Below are 19,244 nucleotides of genomic sequence, written 5' to 3' on the forward strand. Positions count from 1 at the left end.
AACCAAGCTGGCCGGGCCTACCGCCGGGCTGGCGGGATGTCAGGTCTGTGGAGCTGGCGTGAGACTGCTGGGCGTACCAACGTCCCTTGCCGTTAGTTCGGGGCAGCTGCTGTCTGAGAAGCAGAGAGCTCAACCCGCGAGGGAAGAATCTCCCTGCTTCAGCTGGGGGAGAAGTCAACACCATAAGAGATCCCTCCTACCCGGCCCCTGCCGGGGCCGGGCTCAGAGGTGTCCTCCACTCCGGGACAGGTCCCGACCCTCTTCGTGCAGAGCCCTGGCAAGGTCTTTCCGTCCAGCTATACCCAACTTGCGATAGACACTGGTCAAGTGCTTTTCTACGGCGCGTTGTGTCACAAGGAGTCGAGCAGCGATGTCCCGGTTGGACACGCCCTGCGCGGCGAGCTCGCTGATCACTAGTTGGGTACGAGTGAGGCCGCCGGATGAGACCGTGGCAGGAGGCTGCTCGCCCCCACGCATGGATCGTGCACGTCGCGCCAGTTCGGGCACTCCGCAGGCTTCAGCGAGCTGGATGCCTTCTGCCAGAGGGGTTTCAGCCTCATGCACTTCCTCCACGTGCGCTCCCGGGGCTGGCGCGCGAAGACCGAGACGCACCAGTGAGCGAGCGAGCTCGAGCCGGTGGTCGGAGTCTCTCAGCACTGTCACCGATTGCCGCAACAGTGCGAGTTCCTCGTTTCCGGCCGATGTGCTGCCGAAAGCCGACAGCACGGCCCGTGTCCGTATGACTCGCCCGATCCACGCCGGCGCGCCCCATGCCTCAGCCGCTGTCCAGTCGTCCTCGACGAGCTTCCAGGCACGGTCGGTGTCACCAAGCCGGTAATGGAGCACGGCGGCGAAAGTGCGCCACGGGTGCAAAGCGGCCAGGTGCCAGCCGGATCCCTCCAACTTACGTCCGCACTCATGGAATTCTTCCAGGGCGATGTGCGGTTTGCCGTCCCGAAGTGCCACCATTCCACGCAGGATGTGCAAGAGGCCTTTGCTGTGGACGCATTGAGCGCTCTTGATGCGTAATCGGTTGCTCGCAACTAGCAACGCCTCGGCCAGATCGGCGTCCCGAGCTTCCAGCGCCGTTAACGCCACGGCAGATATGGTGAGTTGACACCGAAGAGTGGAATCGTCCCCATTACGTGTCACGGCTTCGGCCCATCGCCGCGCCCTAAGGATGTTCCCGCGGCGTACCTGAACCAGCGTCCGTTCGGCGTTGAGTAGCCGGGTGGTGGCCGGGCCCAAGCCTTGTCGACCACCGGGCTCTTGAGTGTATGACTCTTCAAAGTCAGCCGCGGTATCGAGCCAATCGGTGATCAGTCCCAACGAGTCGGCGGCCAGAAGTGTGGGTACCAGGAGCCTGAGCGGGGTGTGTACATGGGTGGGGATACCGGGTTCCCTCTCCAGGATGCGCTCAGTCAGACGGATTACAGCGGCACGGCCATAACGTTCGTTTACAGTCGCAGCGTGTGACAGAACTACGGCGAGTTCACGCTCGCCAGGCGTGCTCACCGGCGGTTCAGGCCCCAGTCGCCGCAGGCGTTCGGCGGCCGATGCCAATCCCTCGGGTGTGCCCTGTTCGAGATAGCGAGTCCGCGCTTCGAGCCGGGTGGGCAGCTCGCGGTTCAGATCCGCGAGACCCGCAGCGTCTCTCAGATCGTTGGCCGTGGTCAGCAACAGCTGGTGTACAATCCCTGTGGGTACGCTTTCGCACCACGGGTCTAGCTGAAGCAGGGTCTTGGCCCGGTCTGTGACGGAACTCTGCAGGGACACCGCTTCCAGCACATGTCGCGCGGAGCTTTCAGGGTCGTAATGCCGTTCCACAGCGGCCATATCGCCGAGGAGACGTCCCCGCAACTCGTCATCCGGGGATACCTCGAGGAGTGCTCTGCGCAGGCAGCGCGCCGCTTCCGGATAGTCACGGCGTTCCCTCGCTTGCCGCGCCGCTTCGAACAAGACCGGCACCGCCCAGGGGCCTTGACGGCTTGTCAGCAGTAGAAGCTGCTCCGCGACATCATTGACCGGGCAGCCCGACTCGTGCAACAGCACCGCTGCCCGCTTGCGTAGCCGCTCCAGTTGTTCCATGGGCGCTGAGGCACGTATCGAATCCCAGACGTTCTTGTTCACAAAGCGGGGCGGCGATTGTGGCGACAACAGACCCAACTGAGTGAGTTTGCGCATCGCCAGCGCCGCCCCCACGTCGTCGAGATGTGCCAGCTGGGCCACCAGTGACACATCTGCCCCCTCGCCCAGTACCGCCAGGGCGTGAGTGAACTCGGGTATGGGCGACGGAGCTGATGCGACGGCCGTTACCAGTCGGTCGGCCAGAAGAGCCGACCGCAACACCCAGGGCGAAGACGTGGAATCCGTACCGCTCATGATCTGGGCCGCCACGAGCGTCGCGTACAGCGGGTTGCCCATCGACGCCTGATGGCATGCCACGACGAACGCCTCGTCGGGTGACGCACCGTATTGCTGCTCGATGAGTGCGCGGACTCCTGCTTGAGAGAGGGGTTGCAACCGGAGTACGCGCTGGGCGGCGGTGACCAGTTCGCGAACCAGCGGACGATCGGCTCGAAGGTCGCCTTCCTGCAGACACGCCACAATGACCACCGGAAGACCTACGATCCGCTTGGCCACATAGTTCAGCCAGCGCAACGAGTGCGAGTCCAGCCACTGAACGTCATCGAGGAGGATGAGGAGCGGCAGCCCGTCGGCAACATTCATCACGAGAGATTCCAGAGCGGCCAACAGCCGTGGGCAGACCTCGGGTGGCAGTTGGTCTCCAGCCGTCCTGTCGTCGAGTATGTCCCGTAATGTTTTGGGAATACCGGCAAGCCACTTCTCGCGTTGGCTCGGCGTGGCCCGAGCCAGTGCTGGTTCGAGCAGTTGCAGGGCGATGCCCAGCGGGAAGGACTCTTCTGCCTGTGCGCCCTGTGCCGAGAGCACCTGCGCTCCCTTTGATCCTGCCAGCGCGGACAGCGTGTGCAGCACGGCCGACTTACCGATTCCCAGGGGCCCGGTGACGATAAGCACGGTTCCGGCGTCGCCCTCCGCCCTGCGCAGCGCGTTGGCGATCGCAGCCCACTCGGTGTCCCGTTCCACGATCACGTCATTGCCCTTCTTCCACTTCCTGGTCCGCTTGGTGATCCCGCCAGGCGACGGTCAGCTCTGACCGGCTGGAGATGCCCAGCTTTCGATAGGCACGGGTGAGATGCAACTCGATGGTACGGCGGTGGACCCCGAGTTGTGACGCGATGGCCTGGTTGGATAAACCGCCGGCAGCGAGTCGTGCGACACGGGCCTCAGCGCCGGTCAGACGCTCCGGCGATCCGCCCTTGTACAGCGGTGAACTCGCAGAGCCGGATGTGCCGTGGCCGGCTGAGGGCCCCTTTGGCTCGTGGCCCGGCTGAGATCCAAGCGGTGGTTCGGGCACTGCGCTCGGGAGTTCTGGCCACTTCCTGATGACTTCCCACACGGCGAGCGCGGCAGGTTCGCCTGTCGCGGACCGCTCCTTCGCTAAATCAATGACCGCCTTGATGTAGCGTGAACGGAAAGGCGCAGACCACACCACCGGCGGACCTTCACGCAGCAGCCGAGCTGCCTCATCGAGAGCCTTGGGCGCGTCCGGAGACGAGGTGAGTCCCAAAGCCAGCGACGCTACAGCGATGGCACTGCTCGTTCCCCATATGCGCGCGCGACTTAGCTCTTCCTGAGCGAGGCGGACGGCCCGCTCTGTCTCTTCGGTCAGCTGACAGGTGAGCGCCGCCATCGAACCCCAAGGGGCAAGCACCGGTGTGGTTATGCCGGACGACAGCTGCCGACGGCCCGATTCCAAAAACGCTTCCCTGGCGCCCCGTAGATCGCCTTCGCTCAGCAGCAGCAGACCCCAACTCCACAGCAGGGACGGAGATGTCGGGTACTCGTCCGTGGAGCGCAAGGAGTGCGCCGCAGCCGCTTGACGCGCCTCACGTAATTCGCCGCGCTCCATGTGGATCTGCATACGCATCGCCGTCACCCATGACCTCAGAGTCATCGGCCAGTGCTGTTCGGGCATGCCTGCAACCACTGACTCGAGATCCGCGGTCGCTTGCTCGATCCAGCCCCCCGCCAAACCGATGGCCGCGCGCGTCGCGAAGCTGAGTTCGTAGGCGAGGGGCGTGCCTTGTGCCAAGGCGTCATCGCCCACCTGCTCCAGGTAAGACAACGCCTCCTCGTCGTGATCCGTCATCGCCAGGACAAGACATCCCGTCAGCCGTGCTGCAAACGGTCCCCGCCGACCCGAGGCCGTGTGGACGATCTTCCGCGCGGTAATCGCTACGTCGACGGCAGGACGGCTCATCGTCAGCGTCGCCTGCCAGGCCTTGAGCGCCTCATCACGGAGTTCCACCGAGACCTGGCCCATGGTTTCCCGACGCGCCTGCGGCCGATTAGTTTCGAGTGCAGCGCCGTCGCTCTCGGTAACGCCGTTCGCCCACGAGGGGGGTTCGTCGTACCAGGAACCGTGTGGCGCACGGCGGTCACTGAAGGACATGATTGCTGGAAGCCTGCTCGGGCTGATCGTCTCCATGGTGGTCAGCGAACCGGCTTCGTTCTCGCTCGTGCCGGTCATCGCCTGCAGATCGGCAACGATGTCCTCCCGCAGCGATGTGCTCAGGGGCTCTGCCAGTGCGCGCCGCATGAGGCGGGCCGCCGATTGCGGGGCGGTGACTGCCTGAGCGGCTGCTTCCTGTCGGAGCAGAGGAGCCACCCAGGGGCTGCCCACTGCGCCCGCCTCCAACAGCATGCGGCATACGGCCTTGCGGGGTATCGCCCAGCGATGTCCCAGTTCTGCTGCTCGGGCGTACATATCCTCACGTTGAGCAACTGTCAGACGCGCCAGTACTCGTTGAGGGGTGCCGGCGGTGCAGACAACGGGATCGCCTCCCGTCACCAAAGAGCCTCCGGCCAGCACGCCCAGAGCCTGACGCAGTGACATGGAACGCAGTTCAGCCAGCTGGCAGATGACGTCCGCACCCAGGTCGGGGCCCACCATCGCGATCGCTGACAGCAGGGTGATCAACTCGTTGGACAGGCCGTCCAGTACCCGGTCGATCATGTTCCCGAGGACGTCGGCGGCCTTGACGAACAGGCCCTCAGGCGAGTTGAGATCGCATCCCCCCGCGCGCATGTCTAGCAGTGAGCGAAGCACGGCCGGGTTGCCTGCTGACGCTTCGGCCAGGTCATCGACCGTCCACGTGTCGTCGCGCAGAGCACGACTCGCCTGGACAGCGGTGGCTACCCCACTACGGGACAGTGGTCGTGTGCGGACGACATAGGCATGAACGCCCAGCGCGGCGGCCGCGCGCCGCCCGTGGGGCTCGTCCGCCTTGGCGGTCAGCAGCAGAGCATCAGGATGTGCGGTGCCGGCCATCAGCAGTGCCGCCCCGGCGACAGAACGGTGGGCGAGCGAGGCCATCCACCGCCAGGACTGCACGTCGACCCACTGCAGATCGTCGACCGCGAGCACGACGGGCGTGCGTAATACCGCACGGTTCACAATGCGGATCAACTGGTCGTCCTGTCGCCAGACCCTGGAGCCAGGCGTTGCCGGGTCTTCCAGGGCCGCCAACAACTGTCGAACGATCCCGTACGGCATGGCGGCTTCAGCGGGTGTCGCGAAGGCCACTGCGGTGCGCATGTTGGCACGCCGCCCCGCATCCACCACACTCCGCAACAGCGCCGTGCGTCCGGTTCCGGGAGAGCCTTCGATGAGCACCGCTCGAACGTTTCCTCGGGCTGTGTCAAGGACCGTCTGTTCCAGTACCTGCAATTCTTTGTCGCGCTCCAAAAGCGTAGATGGTGTCGGAAGTATGGCTGATGGTGAGGACTCGTGTGACACGGCTACTCATGTGAAGGTTGTGGGGGATCTGGGCGGTTCGAGTGCGGGTTCGCGAACCCCGGTAGGAGCAGCCAGTTCAGGGCGACTCGGACGAGAGAAGGACGCATGTCCGTAAGGATGGCCATGTTCATGCTCGGTCAGTTCTGAGGGAGGCCAGGGCCGCCGGCAGCGCCGAGCGGCTGGAAGTGCCGAGCTTCCGGTAGACACTGGTCAAGTGGCCTTCGACGGTGTGCACACTGACGAAGAGGGCTTCGGAAATCTCGCGGTTGCTCGCCCCGCGTGCGGCGAGAGCGGCCACACGGAACTCGCTTGTCGTCAGCTTGCGCACGCCTGAAGTCGTCGGTGGCGGTGGCGCGGCTGTGGCCAAAGCATGGTCCGCTGACCTGGCCAGTGGTTTCGCCCCGCAGGACCACGCGAGGTTGCCTGCGCTGCGCAGCAGTTCACAGGCTTCTGCGGGGTCCCCTTCGCGCAGGAGAGTGGTGCCGAGGAGATAGGCGGTTCTGGCATGCTGCAACCTCGCCGAGGAATCTTTGAAGGCAAGCAGCGCCTGCCTAAGGAAGTCTGTCCGGCGAGTGCCGTCCGTGACCGCTGCCCAACTGGTCAGCGCGGTGCCCAGGACACGCGGGGTGTTGCGGAGCTGCGCCTGTGCCAGACCTTCCTCAGCCAGTTTGGCCGCCTCCTTGGCGCGGTCCAGGCGGAGCAGAAGACTGACGGCGTAAGGCCTCCAGGGCACGAGGGCGGGGTCTGTAACGCCCGCACGTTCCATGATCCGCCGACACCGTTGGACCAGGGCGTACGCACTGTGCAGATCGCCTTGGCCGCCTTTGGCTTTCGCTCGGGTGAGGAGCAGTAGTGACAACTGCACGAAGGAATCCTCGTTGACGACTGTGTCGTTCAACAGGGCTTCAGCCTGCTGCGGTGCGTTCTGCTCGATCAACACTGAGGCGTGCGCGATCCGAAGCATCGCGTATCGATGGTCATCGCCTGTGTTTTCGGTGCGGTCTGTAAGGAGTCGAGCCTCGTCGAGCACCAGCGGAAGGTCTCCGGCTGTGTAGTGAGCCAATGCCCGTAACCCGGCGGCAGTGGCATTGTCCCATTGGCCGCTCGGCACTGGGCCGAGTGCCATCGGAGTGCGCAACGACATCAGCGCTCGGCCGGGCTCATCCACCATGAGCAGCGCCAGCACGGTGTGAGTGACCGTCCAGAAGGGCGTTTCCGTGTCCCGGACGTTGGTGGCCCTGTCGAGGTAGTTGAGCACTTCCGCCGCGGGCCCGCCCCTTAGGCCCGTCAAGAAGGCGTGTGTTGCCTGCATCTGCCTCTCGACAGGGGTCTGGCTGTGCTGCCAGTTGGGGTGCACCGGCTTGGCCAGGGTCTGGGCCAGGAGGATCGGGTGGTCTGCTCCCATCGTCAGCAGCGTCCACTCCAGAGTCAGCAGCAGGTCGTGGTCGGCTGCTGAGGGAACGGGACCGGCGGCAGCCTTGAGGGCCGCCATAGCCTGTTCCACGGAGCAGAGAGCCAGGGGTGCCTGGCCGGCGCTGATTGCGGTCAAGCCGTAACGTGTCGCAGCCACCGCCCGGATGCGCACGTCATCGGTACGTACCATCACATGGCAAAGATGGTCCATGGCGGTCTGGGGCTCCTTGGGAGCCAGTAGCCCTGCGAGTGCCAGCTCGGTGTGAACACATGGCTGTTCGGAGGGGCTCGAATCGAGCGCATGCTTCAGGTACCTCACTGCACAGTCGGGTTCGCCCCGCAGTTCCGCCTCCTGCGCGGCCACGAGCAGTGCGGTGGTCATCCACTCTTCGTTGTGCCGGTCGACTTGCAACAGTTGACGGGCTGCACTGTCCACCGGATGCCCCGAGTCGAGCAAGAGCCGGGCAGCTTGTTCACGCAGGCGTACTCGCTGGTCCACGGGCAGAGAATGCAGCATCGCCCGGCTCACGGCGGGGAGTGCCTTGAGGAACAACTGGTCGTGCTCTCGGAAGCGATCCATCACCTCAGTGACAAGATGCGCCGAGACACCGACCAACTGCCCGATCAGTTCACATGATTCTTCGGACAGCGCGCTCGGTTCTGGATGGACCTGCGGATAACGGTCCAGCACGGCCATGGCCAGCGCCATTGCCCGCACGTGTGGCGGGAACCGGTCGAAATAGTGGGACATCGCAGAGGCGATGATGTCGTAGCCGATTTGCCGCACCCGTCCGGTGGCGTCTCGATGCGGCTTCAGACCTTCGGCAGCGATCGCGTTCAGCAGCAGGCGCAGGAACTGCGGGTTGCCCCCGGTGACTTCGGCACAGCTCCGGGTGAACGGCTCATCGGCAGGCCTGCCCAGAGCGTCCTCGACCGCTTGCGCGACATCGTCAGTTCCCAGGGGGCTGAGCCTGATGAGCTGGGTGCCGGGAATCCGAAGCAACTCGGTCAGTTCCCGGCGACCGGTCATGTGCAGGTCACAGACGGTGACCATCAGGTGGAACCGTTGCGTAGCCCCCCGTCGGGCAAGGAACGAGATCCAGTCCAGGGAATCCGCGTCGGACCAGTGCGCGTCGTCCACCATAAGCGCCACGGGCCGTTGAGCTGCCAACTGGGTGACGACTCTGCGCAGCCCGTCTAGCATGCGGTAGTCGTCACTTGCAGCAACATCCGATGTCTGCTGCTCTGTAAAGCCGTTGAGCCGCCCGGCATCGATGCTGCCGGATGCCAAGCGGTCCAGCGCTGTTCGTGCTCGGTGGTCGAACAACGCCGGCCGCTGCGGGTCGGAATTGGCCAGATTCAGAGGCTGGAATAAGTCACGGATTGTGCTGTAACTGTCACTGAGGGATGACTCGCGTCTACGTGTATGCAGCACCGAGATGCCGTCGTGAGCGGCCTGAACACTGGCTGCTGCGAGCAGGGCGGACTTGCCGCTTCCCGGGGGGCCCAGCAGTACTGTCAAGTAGTGGCCTGCGGAGCCCCGTATTGATTTCGACAAGATCCCAAGTTCACGGGAACGGCCGAATAGCGTGGAATGTGGAGCGTCGGCATCTGACGTCGGCGTGGCGAACACGTATCGCCTCCTGTGGGGAAAGAGGCCAGGATTATTTGGCGACTGGTTCAGACCTGTCGTCCTCCGGAGAGTACCGCAGAACGAGGGCTTGACTTGACGGAGTGTGTGCTTATTCACGTCGCGCCAGATGCCTTCGTCGACTCATTCTTTTGCATCAAATTATCCAGGGGTGGGTTGACTCTTGTGGGGGGATGTACAGGGGGAAGCTTTCCGGCGTTTTGGCCTGCCGAGTTCGACCAGGTATGGAAGCAAATGTGAGAGGTCGCCTGAATGACCTGATTGTTTTCGCCTGCCCAGAGGTTGCCCGAGGGAACGTTTAGATGCGTCGGCGTCACTTAAGGTCACGGTTGACGCATGATCCGTGAGACATGCTGTCGCAGGCGTAAATGGTCTGTCTGCGCCGCGAAGTGCGGCGATCCATTGCCGTTTGACCGGAAAACAGTACGCCAATTCGGCGGGTGGAAGCCAAGGTGACAGAAAAGATTGGGAGAGGCCTTCGATCGGGTCATGCGTTTCCGTAGGGAATAGACTGAATTTTTCCGAACCTAATTGTCGTAAATTGATCTACTTTTTGCAACAAGGGGCGGTTTTAAGCATCCTGGAGAGGCCGGTTTCATCTGCTCGACGCCGAGTAACTCTGCAGATGCAGAGACGAACGACAAGCGAAGGGTTCGAGTAAATATCAGGGGGCGGGCAGTTCTGTCGGAATGGTCGGCCTTCCTTGGTCACATACATCCGATGAATCATGGGTGGCCCATCGTCGGAGATTCGTGTGTATTGGAGCGGGCGCCCTCCTGCAGACCCAGACGGCAACGGTGGTCTGGGGTATCAACGTCGCTTCAGCGACCCAGACGTGGAACGCTGAGCCGAATCTCAACTCTGGGTACGCCGGACGCGCCTTTCTAGCAGCACGTCATCGGCCGGCCCGGCAGCACCGGCGTGGCGGTACCGGCCGTCTGTGTCAGTGGGAGAGTGGTGGGCGTGGCCAGACGAGGGTCGAGGAACAGATAATGTCCGGCGCCGGTTGTGTTGGCCACGCTTACGGCGATGCGCACCGAACTGCCGCTGGTGATTCGGTGTTGCCCGTCGTCCGGCAGACCGTCGGCCGTGATGTTGACGGCGTTGTAGCGAACGTGCCCAAACACCTTATCGCTGAAGTCTCTGCCGCTGACCGGATCTGGCAGAAGGACCAGTAACGTCCAGCGCCCCCGGGGCGGGGCGGTTCGTCGTCAGACTGACCGCGGCCGTGGGCACCGTACCGTCCGCCCCGGTCAGGGTCGTGTCACTGGCGGCGATCTGATCGTCGGGAGTGACCAGGTAGAAGTCGAGCGTGATGTTCGGATCCTGAGCCGTCAGGTCGACGGTCAGGCTGCCGTGGCCCGCCGGGACGTCCAGGCCGTAGCCGAGAACCTGTCCGACAGTCCGGCCCACGCCACCGGTGACGGTTGCGGTGAAGGAATCGGCGACCAACTTCCTCCTGGCCACCGGCACCGACAGGTGATACCCGTCCGCACTATCGAATTGAAGGGCCGCAGAAGCGGTGCCCGCATGCTGGGGCAGGCTCAGGTGCACGCAGAAGTCGGCCGTGCCGCCTGCGGGGATGCATCGTGTCAGTTCCGGCACGCCGGCGGACGCGTAGGCGTGGCCGGTGAACTTCAACCTCACCGGACCTCGGTACGACCCCGGGCTCGACAGCGGATCCTGCAGCAGGCCGCGCCCGTTGGACCAGACGCCCTTCGCTCTCCACTGTCCCCCTACCAAATCGTGCACACTGACATGCTGGTAGTCGCTGTAGCTGCTGTTGCCGTCGTAGTCGTACGACATCTGCGTCAGACTGCCGTGAGGGTCAGTCAGCAACAGCGCGAGCCGCCTGGAGTCAGCTGTTCCAGGCCACCCCAATTCCGCGTTCACCAGCGGTGTTCCCGACGGAACCTCGAAGGTCACCGGCGGGGCAGCCAGGGCTCCTTCAGCAGCTCCCGTGTCCTGCGGGGCGCCCACTGTGACGGTGTGACTTGTATGGAAGGTCTCGGTACCGACCGTACGCGATGTCATGGTGACCCGCGCCGACGTGTCACCGGTGTTGACCAGGCCGACCGGGGCGTCATGCATGCTGCCTGACTTGCCGGAGAAGTCGAGCTGAGGAACGGAGGGTATGAGACCGCCGGAGCCGAGAGCAGCCTTGACCGCCGCGTCGGTGTCGAGCAATTCGGACCCCTGTTCGTCGGCCGGGACGTGCAGGTCCCTGGCAGTGCCGGTGAGGATGCATTTGACGAGCCCAGGTGGGGGTCGCGTGCCATCGTGGGCATGCTCGTAGGCCTGGATCACCAAGGCTGCCCCACCGGAGAAGAACGGTGCTGCCTGGCTGTTGTCACCCCATACCAAGGTATCGTGCGTGCAGCCCGTCCGGGAGCCGATGGTGCAGGGGGCCATTCCTGCCTGGGCGGGAGCGACCAGGTCGATCACCCGGTTGGCCTGCGTTGTGCCACCTGACGACAGGGCCGTGATGCTGTCGCTAGTGTAGCCCTGGTAGCCGTACGCTTCAGACACCAACCGGAAAGCCGTCGTGCCACCGACCGTGATCGCCTCCGGGGCGCTGACCGTTCCGGAGGTTCCTGAATCGCCGCTGGGGGAGACCACGGTCACCCCTGCCGCGACCGCCGCGCGGACGGCGATCCGCAGAGGGTCGGTGGCGGACTCCGGGACGGGGCCGTAGTCAGTCGACACCTTGATGACGTCCGCCCGCTCCTTCCAGACCGCGTCTTCGATGGCGCGTGCCATCTGCGACAGCCAGCCCCCCGAATGTTCGCCCCAGACCTTCAGGGCCACCAACTTGGCGTCCGGTGCAAACCCCCAAATACGGAAGGTACATCCCTTGGGCAGGCCCGAGTGGGGCAGCTCCTTCGACATACCGTAGGTCCGGGCGCCCTGCGCCGCGATGGCACCGGCGTCTCCGAATGCCTCACCACCGTCGGTGTGGTCCTGGGTGCCGTCGCCGGTGAAGTCCCATACGGCGGTGATGACATGGCTGCCGTCGGGGTGGATGAAGTCCGGGTTGTTCACATCGATGCCGTCGGTGAATAGCGCGATGCGCAAGCCTTTGCCGGTCGCCAGCCGCTGTGCGGCATCTGCGCCCGTAACGTGCAGCGCCTCGGGCTCCTCGTGTGGTTCATCCGGCTTCGGTGGGCACGTCCGTGATGTCTTTGCGGCTTTCGTCATGGCTGCGTGGACCGACTGCGTGAGGTCCAGGCGCGGTGGATGGATCTGGCGATCCGGTACGACGGCCGTGACGTCCGGGGCCGTCATCAGGCGGTCGCGCTCCGCCGGCGAAACGGTCGCGACGACGGCGTTGACGGCGTTCAACCGGACCAGACGGCTAGCGCCGCTCATCTTCAACGCGTGGACGAGGGGCAGTTGGTCCTCGAGGGAGCTCGCCCGTTGCACGTCCTTCGCCCTTGACAGCAGGTCGGTATGCTTGTCGCGCAGCACGACGATGACCCGCTGGGACGTGGTGACCGCGCCGCGTGCATCCGCCGAGGCGACGGGTGTCGTTCCTGCTGAGGTGAGGCAAGACAAGGAGGTCGCCGCGACGATACCCCCCGCGAGTGTCCTCTTCAGCCTCACTGGCCGATCACTCCTTCGAAAGCCAACGTGCGCTGTGTGACTTGGCGGATCTCACGACGTCGTTTCCTGGGGTACCGGAGCCGAATCCAGTATGAGGTGGGACCTTTTCAGGTACTGCCAGAAATCAGCCGGTACCTTTGCCGAGAACTGGTGTACGACGTCAATGATCTGCTCGTAAGAGCGGGCACCGATGAGGACGCTGGCCACAGCGGGGTGAGCGGAACAGAAGGCCAGTGCAGCGGCTGACACGCTGGTGCCGTGCCGGGCGGCGGCAGCCTTGAGAGCCAGAGCGCTTCTCGACAGTCCGCTGGGCGCCTGCGCGTATCTCGATCCAGGCTTCGGGTCTGCCAGCAGACCGGAGCAGAACGGCCCGCCGATCACTACCGAGATGCCCAGCTCCTGGGCAGCGGGCAACAACTGAACCAGCGCCCGCTGGTCAAGCAGATTGTAGCGGCCGACGCACTGGATCACGTCCATGTCCGTGTCGCGAAGCAAGCTGGTAGACAGGTCGAACTGGTTGATCCGCGTGCCGATCGCCCTGACCAGGCCTTCCCCGCGCATACGCTCCAGCTCCGGATAGCCTTCGCGGAACGCCTGCTCGACATGGAGGACGGGGGCGTGGAAATAGACGATGTCCACCCTGGTGAGGCCCAGCCGACGGAGGCTCTCCTCCAGGCTACGGCGTACGCCATAAGCGCTGAAGTCCCAGACACGTCGGTGTGTGGCAGGCACGGCGAAGCCGTTGGTGAGGTCGTTGCCGCCTTCAACGGTGGGCTCGAGCCGGCATCCCACCTGGGTTGAGACAGTGTAGGTGTCACGCGGGTGGTCACGCAGCACCGTCCCCAGGCGGCGTTCAGAAAGACCGAGGCCGTATTGCGGCGCCGTGTCGAAGTACCGGATTCCGTGCTGCCATGCGGTTTCGATGACCGCACGGGCTGCGACGTTGCTGACTCGGCCGTAGAAATTCCCGATGCCGACCCCACCGAACGACAGTTCCGTGACCGCGACCCGGCTCTTCCCCAGTCTGTTGAGTTTCGGTTTCCTCGCGGCAGGCGTCTTCCGGTCGAGCTCCTTCGTTTCCAGCTCCATCACCAGCTGGCCCGCGGGAGGTTCACTTCCCGCATGCCCCTGACGACGGCGAGGGAAACACCCATGAGGGCGCGGCGCTGAGAGGCCGCCGAATGCTTGGTGCTCATCCGTCCAATACGGGAAGCATCACTGGTCAGCAAACCCCGGAGCGTTGCGAAGCCCAGGGAGCTTCCCATGATTTCCTCGTCATCAGTCATTCTGGTGTTTCTCTCTTCAAGTTTCTGGTCGGTGCCCCAGGCGCAAGGTGCGGCGGCACAAACCGGTCGTTTGGGGACGTACTGAAGGATTCCGCATCGGATCCCCAGTGGCGTCGTGAGATGCAGACGCCGTCGAGATGGGCGGGATCTCGATCTTCCGCTGCTCGGGAGCCAGGCTGAACCAGGCCTTCTTCGTTCCGAGCCAGGGCTGCCGACCGGTCTGGGATCTGCGGCTCTGTTGTCACTTCACGTATTCAGGAGGCGATGGAGTTGCGTCGCGGTCTGTGCACCAACGTTCTGATCATGGCTGCTGCGGTTCCGACGCCAATAGTGAAGTGGTGTTGGAATGCATGCCGTTTCGGCACTGCTGGGTGTTCTCCATGAATTGCCTGTCCTGTGCATGCGATCGAGCTGATGCATCCGGGCACGCGCATTGCTGCAGTACGGGGCCCGTTCGCGCGCAGATGATTGCACGGACGCCAGCTGCCCGGGTAGAGGCAGACATCCTGGCTTCAGACTTCGTGGCGAGGTGGACGGGCACTGGCGGAACGGTGAGCCGGGACCCAGTACCCGCGGCCGTTGGATGGTGGGCGAACTGCTGCTCCTCGAACTCGATGCGGCCGCACGGTCTTCATTGAACAGGAGCTCAAAGACGCCTTAAGGGAAGCATAAAAAGCCTGCCCTACTGACAAGTTGACCCATTCATCCGATTCGTGATCACTAGCGTTTCCGCCGCACTCGCGAGGCTCGCTCTCATAGAAGGACGAAGAGGCATGCGAAACAACCCCCCACGTCATCTCTCCCGGCGAACTGCGGCCGTGGTGTTCAGCACAGCGCTACTGACAGCCGGGGCGGCGGCCCTTGTCGGAACGGCCCACGCCGGGGTGCTTCCCCCCGTACCGACTCGTACCTCGGCGCAGACGGCCCGCGCCGGAGCAACGGTGAAAGCCGCCGGGGCCGGGCTGGACGATCCCAAAGAGAAGGAAATCGCCATGGAACTGGTGTCGAGCGCGGAGAATTCCTCGCTCGGCTGGAGGGCGCAGTACACGTACATCGAGGACATCGGCGACGGCCGTGGGTACACAGCGGGGATCATCGGCTTCTGCTCCGGCACTGGCGACATGTTAGAACTTGTTCAGGCATACACCGACAAGGAGCCGCACAACCCGCTCGCCCCGTTCCTGCCAGCTTTGAAGCGGGTGAACGGGACAGACTCACACAGTGGCCTGGGCGACGCCTTCGTCAAAGCCTGGCACACGGCGGCCAAGGACACGGTGTTCCAGAACGCCCAGGACGCCGAGCGCGACCGGGTGTACTTCGACCCCGCCGTGGAGCAGGCGAAGAAGGACGGCCTGCACGCGCTGGGGCAGTTCATCTACTACGACGCCATCGTCATGCACGGCCCCGGCGATGACAAGAACAGCTTCGGCGGCATACGCAAGACCGCCCTGAGCAAGGCCAAGCCCCCTGCTCAGGGCGGTGACGAGACCGCCTACCTCAATGCCTTCCTGGATGCCCGCAAGGTCGCCATGAAGACGGAGGAAGCCCACAGCGACACCAGCAGGGTCGACACCGAACAGCGAGTGTTCCTGCGAGACGGCAATCTCGACCTTGAGCCGCCGCTGCACTGGAAGGTCTACGGCGACCCCTACTCGATCAACTGACCCCAAACCGGAGATGATGACACCGTGGGATCCCATACCCGCACAGCACGGCAGAGGGCCCTCATGGCCGCCCTCGCCGCTACTGCGGTCGTCGGAGGGCTGGGCATGGTAAGCCTGGCCAGTAATGCCACGGCCGGCGAGCCGCAGCAAACGCAGGAACCGAGTAACACGCGGGTCAATGGCACCACCCAGTGGGTGCCTCGCTGGACCGCGGATCCGGCGAGCGAGGGCCTGAAGGCGTTCGAAGGAGTGGAGGACGACCGTGCAGGCTCCGACCCAGGCGTGAAGCACATCTACGTCAAGGACGGCGCGTACCGCTTCGACATGCCCCTGAAAGAGCGGGACTCCAGCCCTGACCGGCAGCGCAACGAGGTTAAGGGGATGCGGACCGGTGATACCGACCTGCAGATACTCAAAGGCCAGACATGGCGGTTCACCGACTCGGTCTACATCCCCTCCAGCCTGGAGGCGACCACGAGCTTCACCCACATCATGCAGTTCAAGAAGCCGGGGTCGGGCAGCGCCCCCATCATGGTGATGTCGTTGCGGCAACATGACGGCACTCCGACGATCGAGTTCAATTCCGCCCTGAGCGGGAAGATCGTCGGCCGTACGGCACTTGGCCCGCTGCAGAACAAGTGGATCGGGGTCGACCTCGAGGTCACCTTCGATGACAAGGACGGGGCGATCAACTGGAAGCTCACCGACGGCTCGGGCACCATAGTTGATGCACACATGTCGGGCCTGGACACTTGGCTGGGCCAGCGTGCCCGGCCGAAGTGGGGCATCTATCGCTCACTTAAAGACAAGACCCACTTGAAGAATGCGTATCTGCTGGTCAAGGATCTGAAGGCCTATCAGCAGACGAGCTGAACGAACCGCAAGAAGAGCCGAAGAAGAGCCCCCAGATGGAACCCTATGACGCCTTATCCGAGCCTGATGGGTATGCCGCCTCCCGTGATGCCTTCGAACGCCTTGTCCGGGCGTTGCCCGGCGCCCCGGCCAACGGTATGGCCCACGATGAGCTGGAGGGGCTGCGCGAACAGCAAGGACGCGAGTTGCTGCGGCAGTTGATGCAGGATCACCTCGATACGCGGGCGAGGACGGCGCAGCCGGGGTCTCACCGTGGCGGGAGCCGCGGGCGCTCTTGCCGTCCACAGCCAGGGTGTCGGCCTCGGACGGGTCGCATCCCAGCAGGTCGGCGAGGCCACCTGGGCAGACTCGGTTGATGATCCGACGGATCGTCGCCGCGCTCGGCGCGATGCACACCGCGAAGGCACACACGCTCCGGGCGCCGAGCCGGGCCAGGGTATCCTGCGGAGCCTTTCGCGCCCATTGCCCGATCGCCGCAAAGGACCGAGATCCGTACATGACCGCGGAACAGGCCATCAGCAGCACGCTCACGAGTGACGCCTTCCGCGCCGGTCACGTGGATCGAGCAAGGTCGCCAGCCGGGAAGGCAGGTCGACGATCCCACGGTGCTGACGCGAGGACGACTTGACCAGACATACGGTGGCAGACTGACGACACACCAGCGACCAGGCGATCCTGCCGCAGGTCAAGGACGACATGCGCGACTGGAAGCTCGGACGTGTGATCACCGTGGTCGACCGCGGCTTCTCCTCCGCGGACAATCTCGCCTATCTCACCCGCGCCGGCGGCCACTACATCACCGGGATGCGCATGCGTGACGGCGGCGACCCGGCCGAGGCCGCGCTCGCCCGGCAGGGCCGCTACCAGCAGATCCGCGACAACCTGCGCGTCAAGGAAGTCAAACTCGACCAGGCCCCGGGGCGGCGCTTCGTCATCTGCCACAACCCCGCCCAGGAAGAGCGCGACCGCCACCACCGCGAGGAGGCCATCAAGCGGATCGAGGCCGAACTCGAGCGGATCCGTGCCCAGCGCGAGCGCGACGCCAAGCGCGCGGCCACCCCGAAAGCGCGCGAACGGGCCGAAGCCGCCCACGTGCGCGCCGAGTGCGCGTTGATCGAACACCCCACCTTGAAGCGGTGGTTGAGGACGTCGAAGAACGGACGGCTGGCCATCGACCGCGCCAAGGTCAAGACGGAGGAGCGGTTGGACGGCAAGTACCTGCTGACCAGCTCCGACCCGCACCTGACTGCCGAGGAGATCGCGGTCGCTACAAGGCACTCCTGGAAGCCGAGCGCGGATTTCGCGATCTTAAAACGGTGCTGGAACTACGCCCGGTCTTCCACCGCCTCGAGCACCGCATCCGCGCCCACGTGCTGCTGTGCTGGCTCGCCCTGCTGCTGATCCGCGTCGCCGAACGCCGCACCGGCCAAACCTGGAACCGGATCAGCACCCAGCTCGGCCGTCTTCACGAGGTCACCCTCACTGGCGACGCCGGACAGATCACCCAGACCACCCCGCTGAGCAGCGAGCGGGCCACCCTCTACCGCGACTGCGGCATCAAGCCGCCGCCCCGGATCACCACTGCCGACCCGGCCTGACCAGCCGCAACGCGACCGCGTGGGCACACGCCTCCGCCACCGCGCTCTCGACGTTTCCGCAGTTCAACCCTTGCTTTCGACACATCCCCGTGCCCATCAACTGCGGAACTCAGGAGATATGCCTCTACCGTGTCGTGGGTCTGGGCAGCCACGATGCCTGCGGAATCCTCGCCCCGAGGGGGAGTGCACGGGAGTTTCCCTGGGCGGCCGGAGCGGGTCGGCAAGACGCGGCAGAGGCGTCTGCGGCCGGATGAAAGGACGGCAGGGCATGACAGCAAGGCGACGGTTCCTGCTTGGCGCGGCGGCAGGCCTTCCGATGGCTATGGGGCTGGGATCAACGGGCAGGGCACAGGCAGCCACATCTTCTCCACCGAGTCACGTACCCGGCCTTCCCGAGATTCCCGGAATGCATGGTGACCGGTGGGCGAACGAGTTTTGGTACCAGTTCAATGAGGAAACTGAACTGGCAGCGTCCTCGCAGCTCCTTGACGCCTATCAAGTCATCGCTTCTCATACGGGCGGGAGCATCAGGGGGCTACGTGACCGGTGGCTCTCCCTGAGTCGACTGCCGGGGTATCCGCAGAACTTCATCTCGTTCGTCACGCCGCTGGCTGGTCCGCTGGAGATTGTCTCCTCGGTGCAGTTGAAGGTCATCGACCGGTTCTATCCCTGTAAATCAGAGGGGATCACCGCCGCGTTCGCCTTTTTCGGCGAGGGCGTCCTGTACGACCCTCGGCAGACCGACATCGGTCATGAAGTTCATACCATGGACGACCTGGCCGACTATCACACGTGGCACGCCTTTCAGCGAGCGATGATGTTTCTCGGCATCAACCGCCACCGTTGGGAGGAGTTGGCCCGATTGACAGCGTTCGCCTGGGCGGTTCAGTCGGTGGCCATGCCGGGCCAGCGGGTGGTCAACCCTCCCTTGCCGGCCTCAGTCCTGAACCGACTGGCGAGCACGTGGCTGTGCCTCGATCAGCGCGAGCTGGACGAAGCATTCCAGTCCGTGCCGCGTCCCAAGCACCTGTATCCGGGATCGAACATTGGCAGGTACGCACCCTAGTAATGCTGGATTCCTCAAACGGTGTACACATATCGGCGCCGCAGTACCCGGGTTGAGCGTCGCGATCAAGGGGTGGTCTGGGTGAGGTCCTTGATCCAGATCATCGAGGCGCGTAGGTGGAGGCCGGCGAGGTAGTTGTCTGGGGTCTTGTCGTACCGGGTGGCGATGCCTCGCCAGGCCTTGAGCTTGTTGATCAGGCGCTCGAC

General features: G+C 64.3%; 11 protein-coding genes and 2 pseudogenes. 6 read left to right on the forward strand and 7 right to left on the reverse strand.

What is annotated here, in order from left to right:
• Window positions 1-222 precede the first annotated feature (222 nt).
• From ABZZ74_RS48590 to ABZZ74_RS48615, 6 genes are all read right to left on the reverse strand, one after another.
• Window positions 223-3,114: an AAA family ATPase gene (locus ABZZ74_RS48590; protein ID WP_356950550.1), complete on the reverse strand. Its 2,892-nt coding sequence runs from the start codon at window positions 3,112-3,114 to the stop codon at window positions 223-225.
• A gap of 1 nt (window position 3,115) precedes the next feature.
• Window positions 3,116-5,884 (reverse strand): AAA family ATPase, encoded by a 2,769-nt coding sequence (locus ABZZ74_RS48595; RefSeq protein WP_356950551.1) that lies wholly within the window; start codon window positions 5,882-5,884, stop codon window positions 3,116-3,118.
• Window positions 5,885-6,011: 127 nt separating this feature from the next.
• On the reverse strand, window positions 6,012-8,930 hold the full coding sequence (locus tag ABZZ74_RS48600; protein WP_356950552.1) for an AAA family ATPase: 2,919 nt from the start codon (window positions 8,928-8,930) through the stop codon (window positions 6,012-6,014).
• Between the two features lie 902 nt (window positions 8,931-9,832).
• Window positions 9,833-10,075, reverse strand: coding sequence for a hypothetical protein (locus ABZZ74_RS48605; RefSeq protein WP_356950553.1), 243 nt, complete (start codon window positions 10,073-10,075; stop codon window positions 9,833-9,835).
• A 1-nt stretch (window position 10,076) separates the two neighbouring features.
• Complete coding sequence (locus tag ABZZ74_RS48610) at window positions 10,077-12,551, reverse strand: S8 family serine peptidase (protein ID WP_356950554.1); 2,475 nt, start codon at window positions 12,549-12,551, stop codon at window positions 10,077-10,079.
• Window positions 12,552-12,602: 51 nt separating this feature from the next.
• Window positions 12,603-13,640 carry an aldo/keto reductase gene (locus ABZZ74_RS48615; protein WP_356950559.1) on the reverse strand — a complete coding sequence of 346 codons (1,038 nt, stop codon included), beginning with the start codon at window positions 13,638-13,640 and terminating at the stop codon, window positions 12,603-12,605.
• A gap of 1,081 nt (window positions 13,641-14,721) precedes the next feature.
• On the opposite strand from ABZZ74_RS48615, the gene ABZZ74_RS48620 reads away from it, so the two are divergent.
• From ABZZ74_RS48620 to ABZZ74_RS48645, 6 genes and pseudogenes are all read left to right on the forward strand, one after another.
• Window positions 14,722-15,501 (forward strand): chitosanase, encoded by a 780-nt coding sequence (locus tag ABZZ74_RS48620; protein WP_356950560.1) that lies wholly within the window; start codon window positions 14,722-14,724, stop codon window positions 15,499-15,501.
• Between the two features lie 63 nt (window positions 15,502-15,564).
• Window positions 15,565-16,374 carry a Tat pathway signal sequence domain protein gene (locus ABZZ74_RS48625; RefSeq protein ID WP_356950555.1) on the forward strand — a complete coding sequence of 270 codons (810 nt, stop codon included), beginning with the start codon at window positions 15,565-15,567 and terminating at the stop codon, window positions 16,372-16,374.
• 35 nt (window positions 16,375-16,409) lie between these two features.
• Window positions 16,410-16,604 (forward strand): annotated as a pseudogene (locus ABZZ74_RS48630) (ISKra4 family transposase); the annotation flags it as partial.
• Between the two features lie 466 nt (window positions 16,605-17,070).
• Window positions 17,071-17,775 (forward strand): hypothetical protein, encoded by a 705-nt coding sequence (locus ABZZ74_RS48635; protein ID WP_356950556.1) that lies wholly within the window; start codon window positions 17,071-17,073, stop codon window positions 17,773-17,775.
• Window positions 17,745-17,972 (forward strand): hypothetical protein, encoded by a 228-nt coding sequence (locus ABZZ74_RS48640; RefSeq protein ID WP_356950557.1) that lies wholly within the window; start codon window positions 17,745-17,747, stop codon window positions 17,970-17,972. The genes ABZZ74_RS48635 and ABZZ74_RS48640 overlap by 31 nt, the downstream gene beginning before the upstream one ends.
• 406 nt (window positions 17,973-18,378) lie before the next feature.
• Window positions 18,379-19,038: a hypothetical protein gene (locus tag ABZZ74_RS48645; RefSeq protein ID WP_356950558.1), complete on the forward strand. Its 660-nt coding sequence runs from the start codon at window positions 18,379-18,381 to the stop codon at window positions 19,036-19,038.
• Window positions 19,039-19,103: 65 nt separating this feature from the next.
• Here the strand turns inward: ABZZ74_RS48645 and ABZZ74_RS48650 are convergent.
• Window positions 19,104-19,244: pseudogene (locus ABZZ74_RS48650) on the reverse strand (IS5/IS1182 family transposase); the annotation flags it as partial.

Source organism: Streptomyces sp. NPDC006476 (assembly GCF_040612015.1).
Lineage (GTDB): Bacteria > Actinomycetota > Actinomycetes > Streptomycetales > Streptomycetaceae > Streptomyces > Streptomyces griseorubiginosus_B.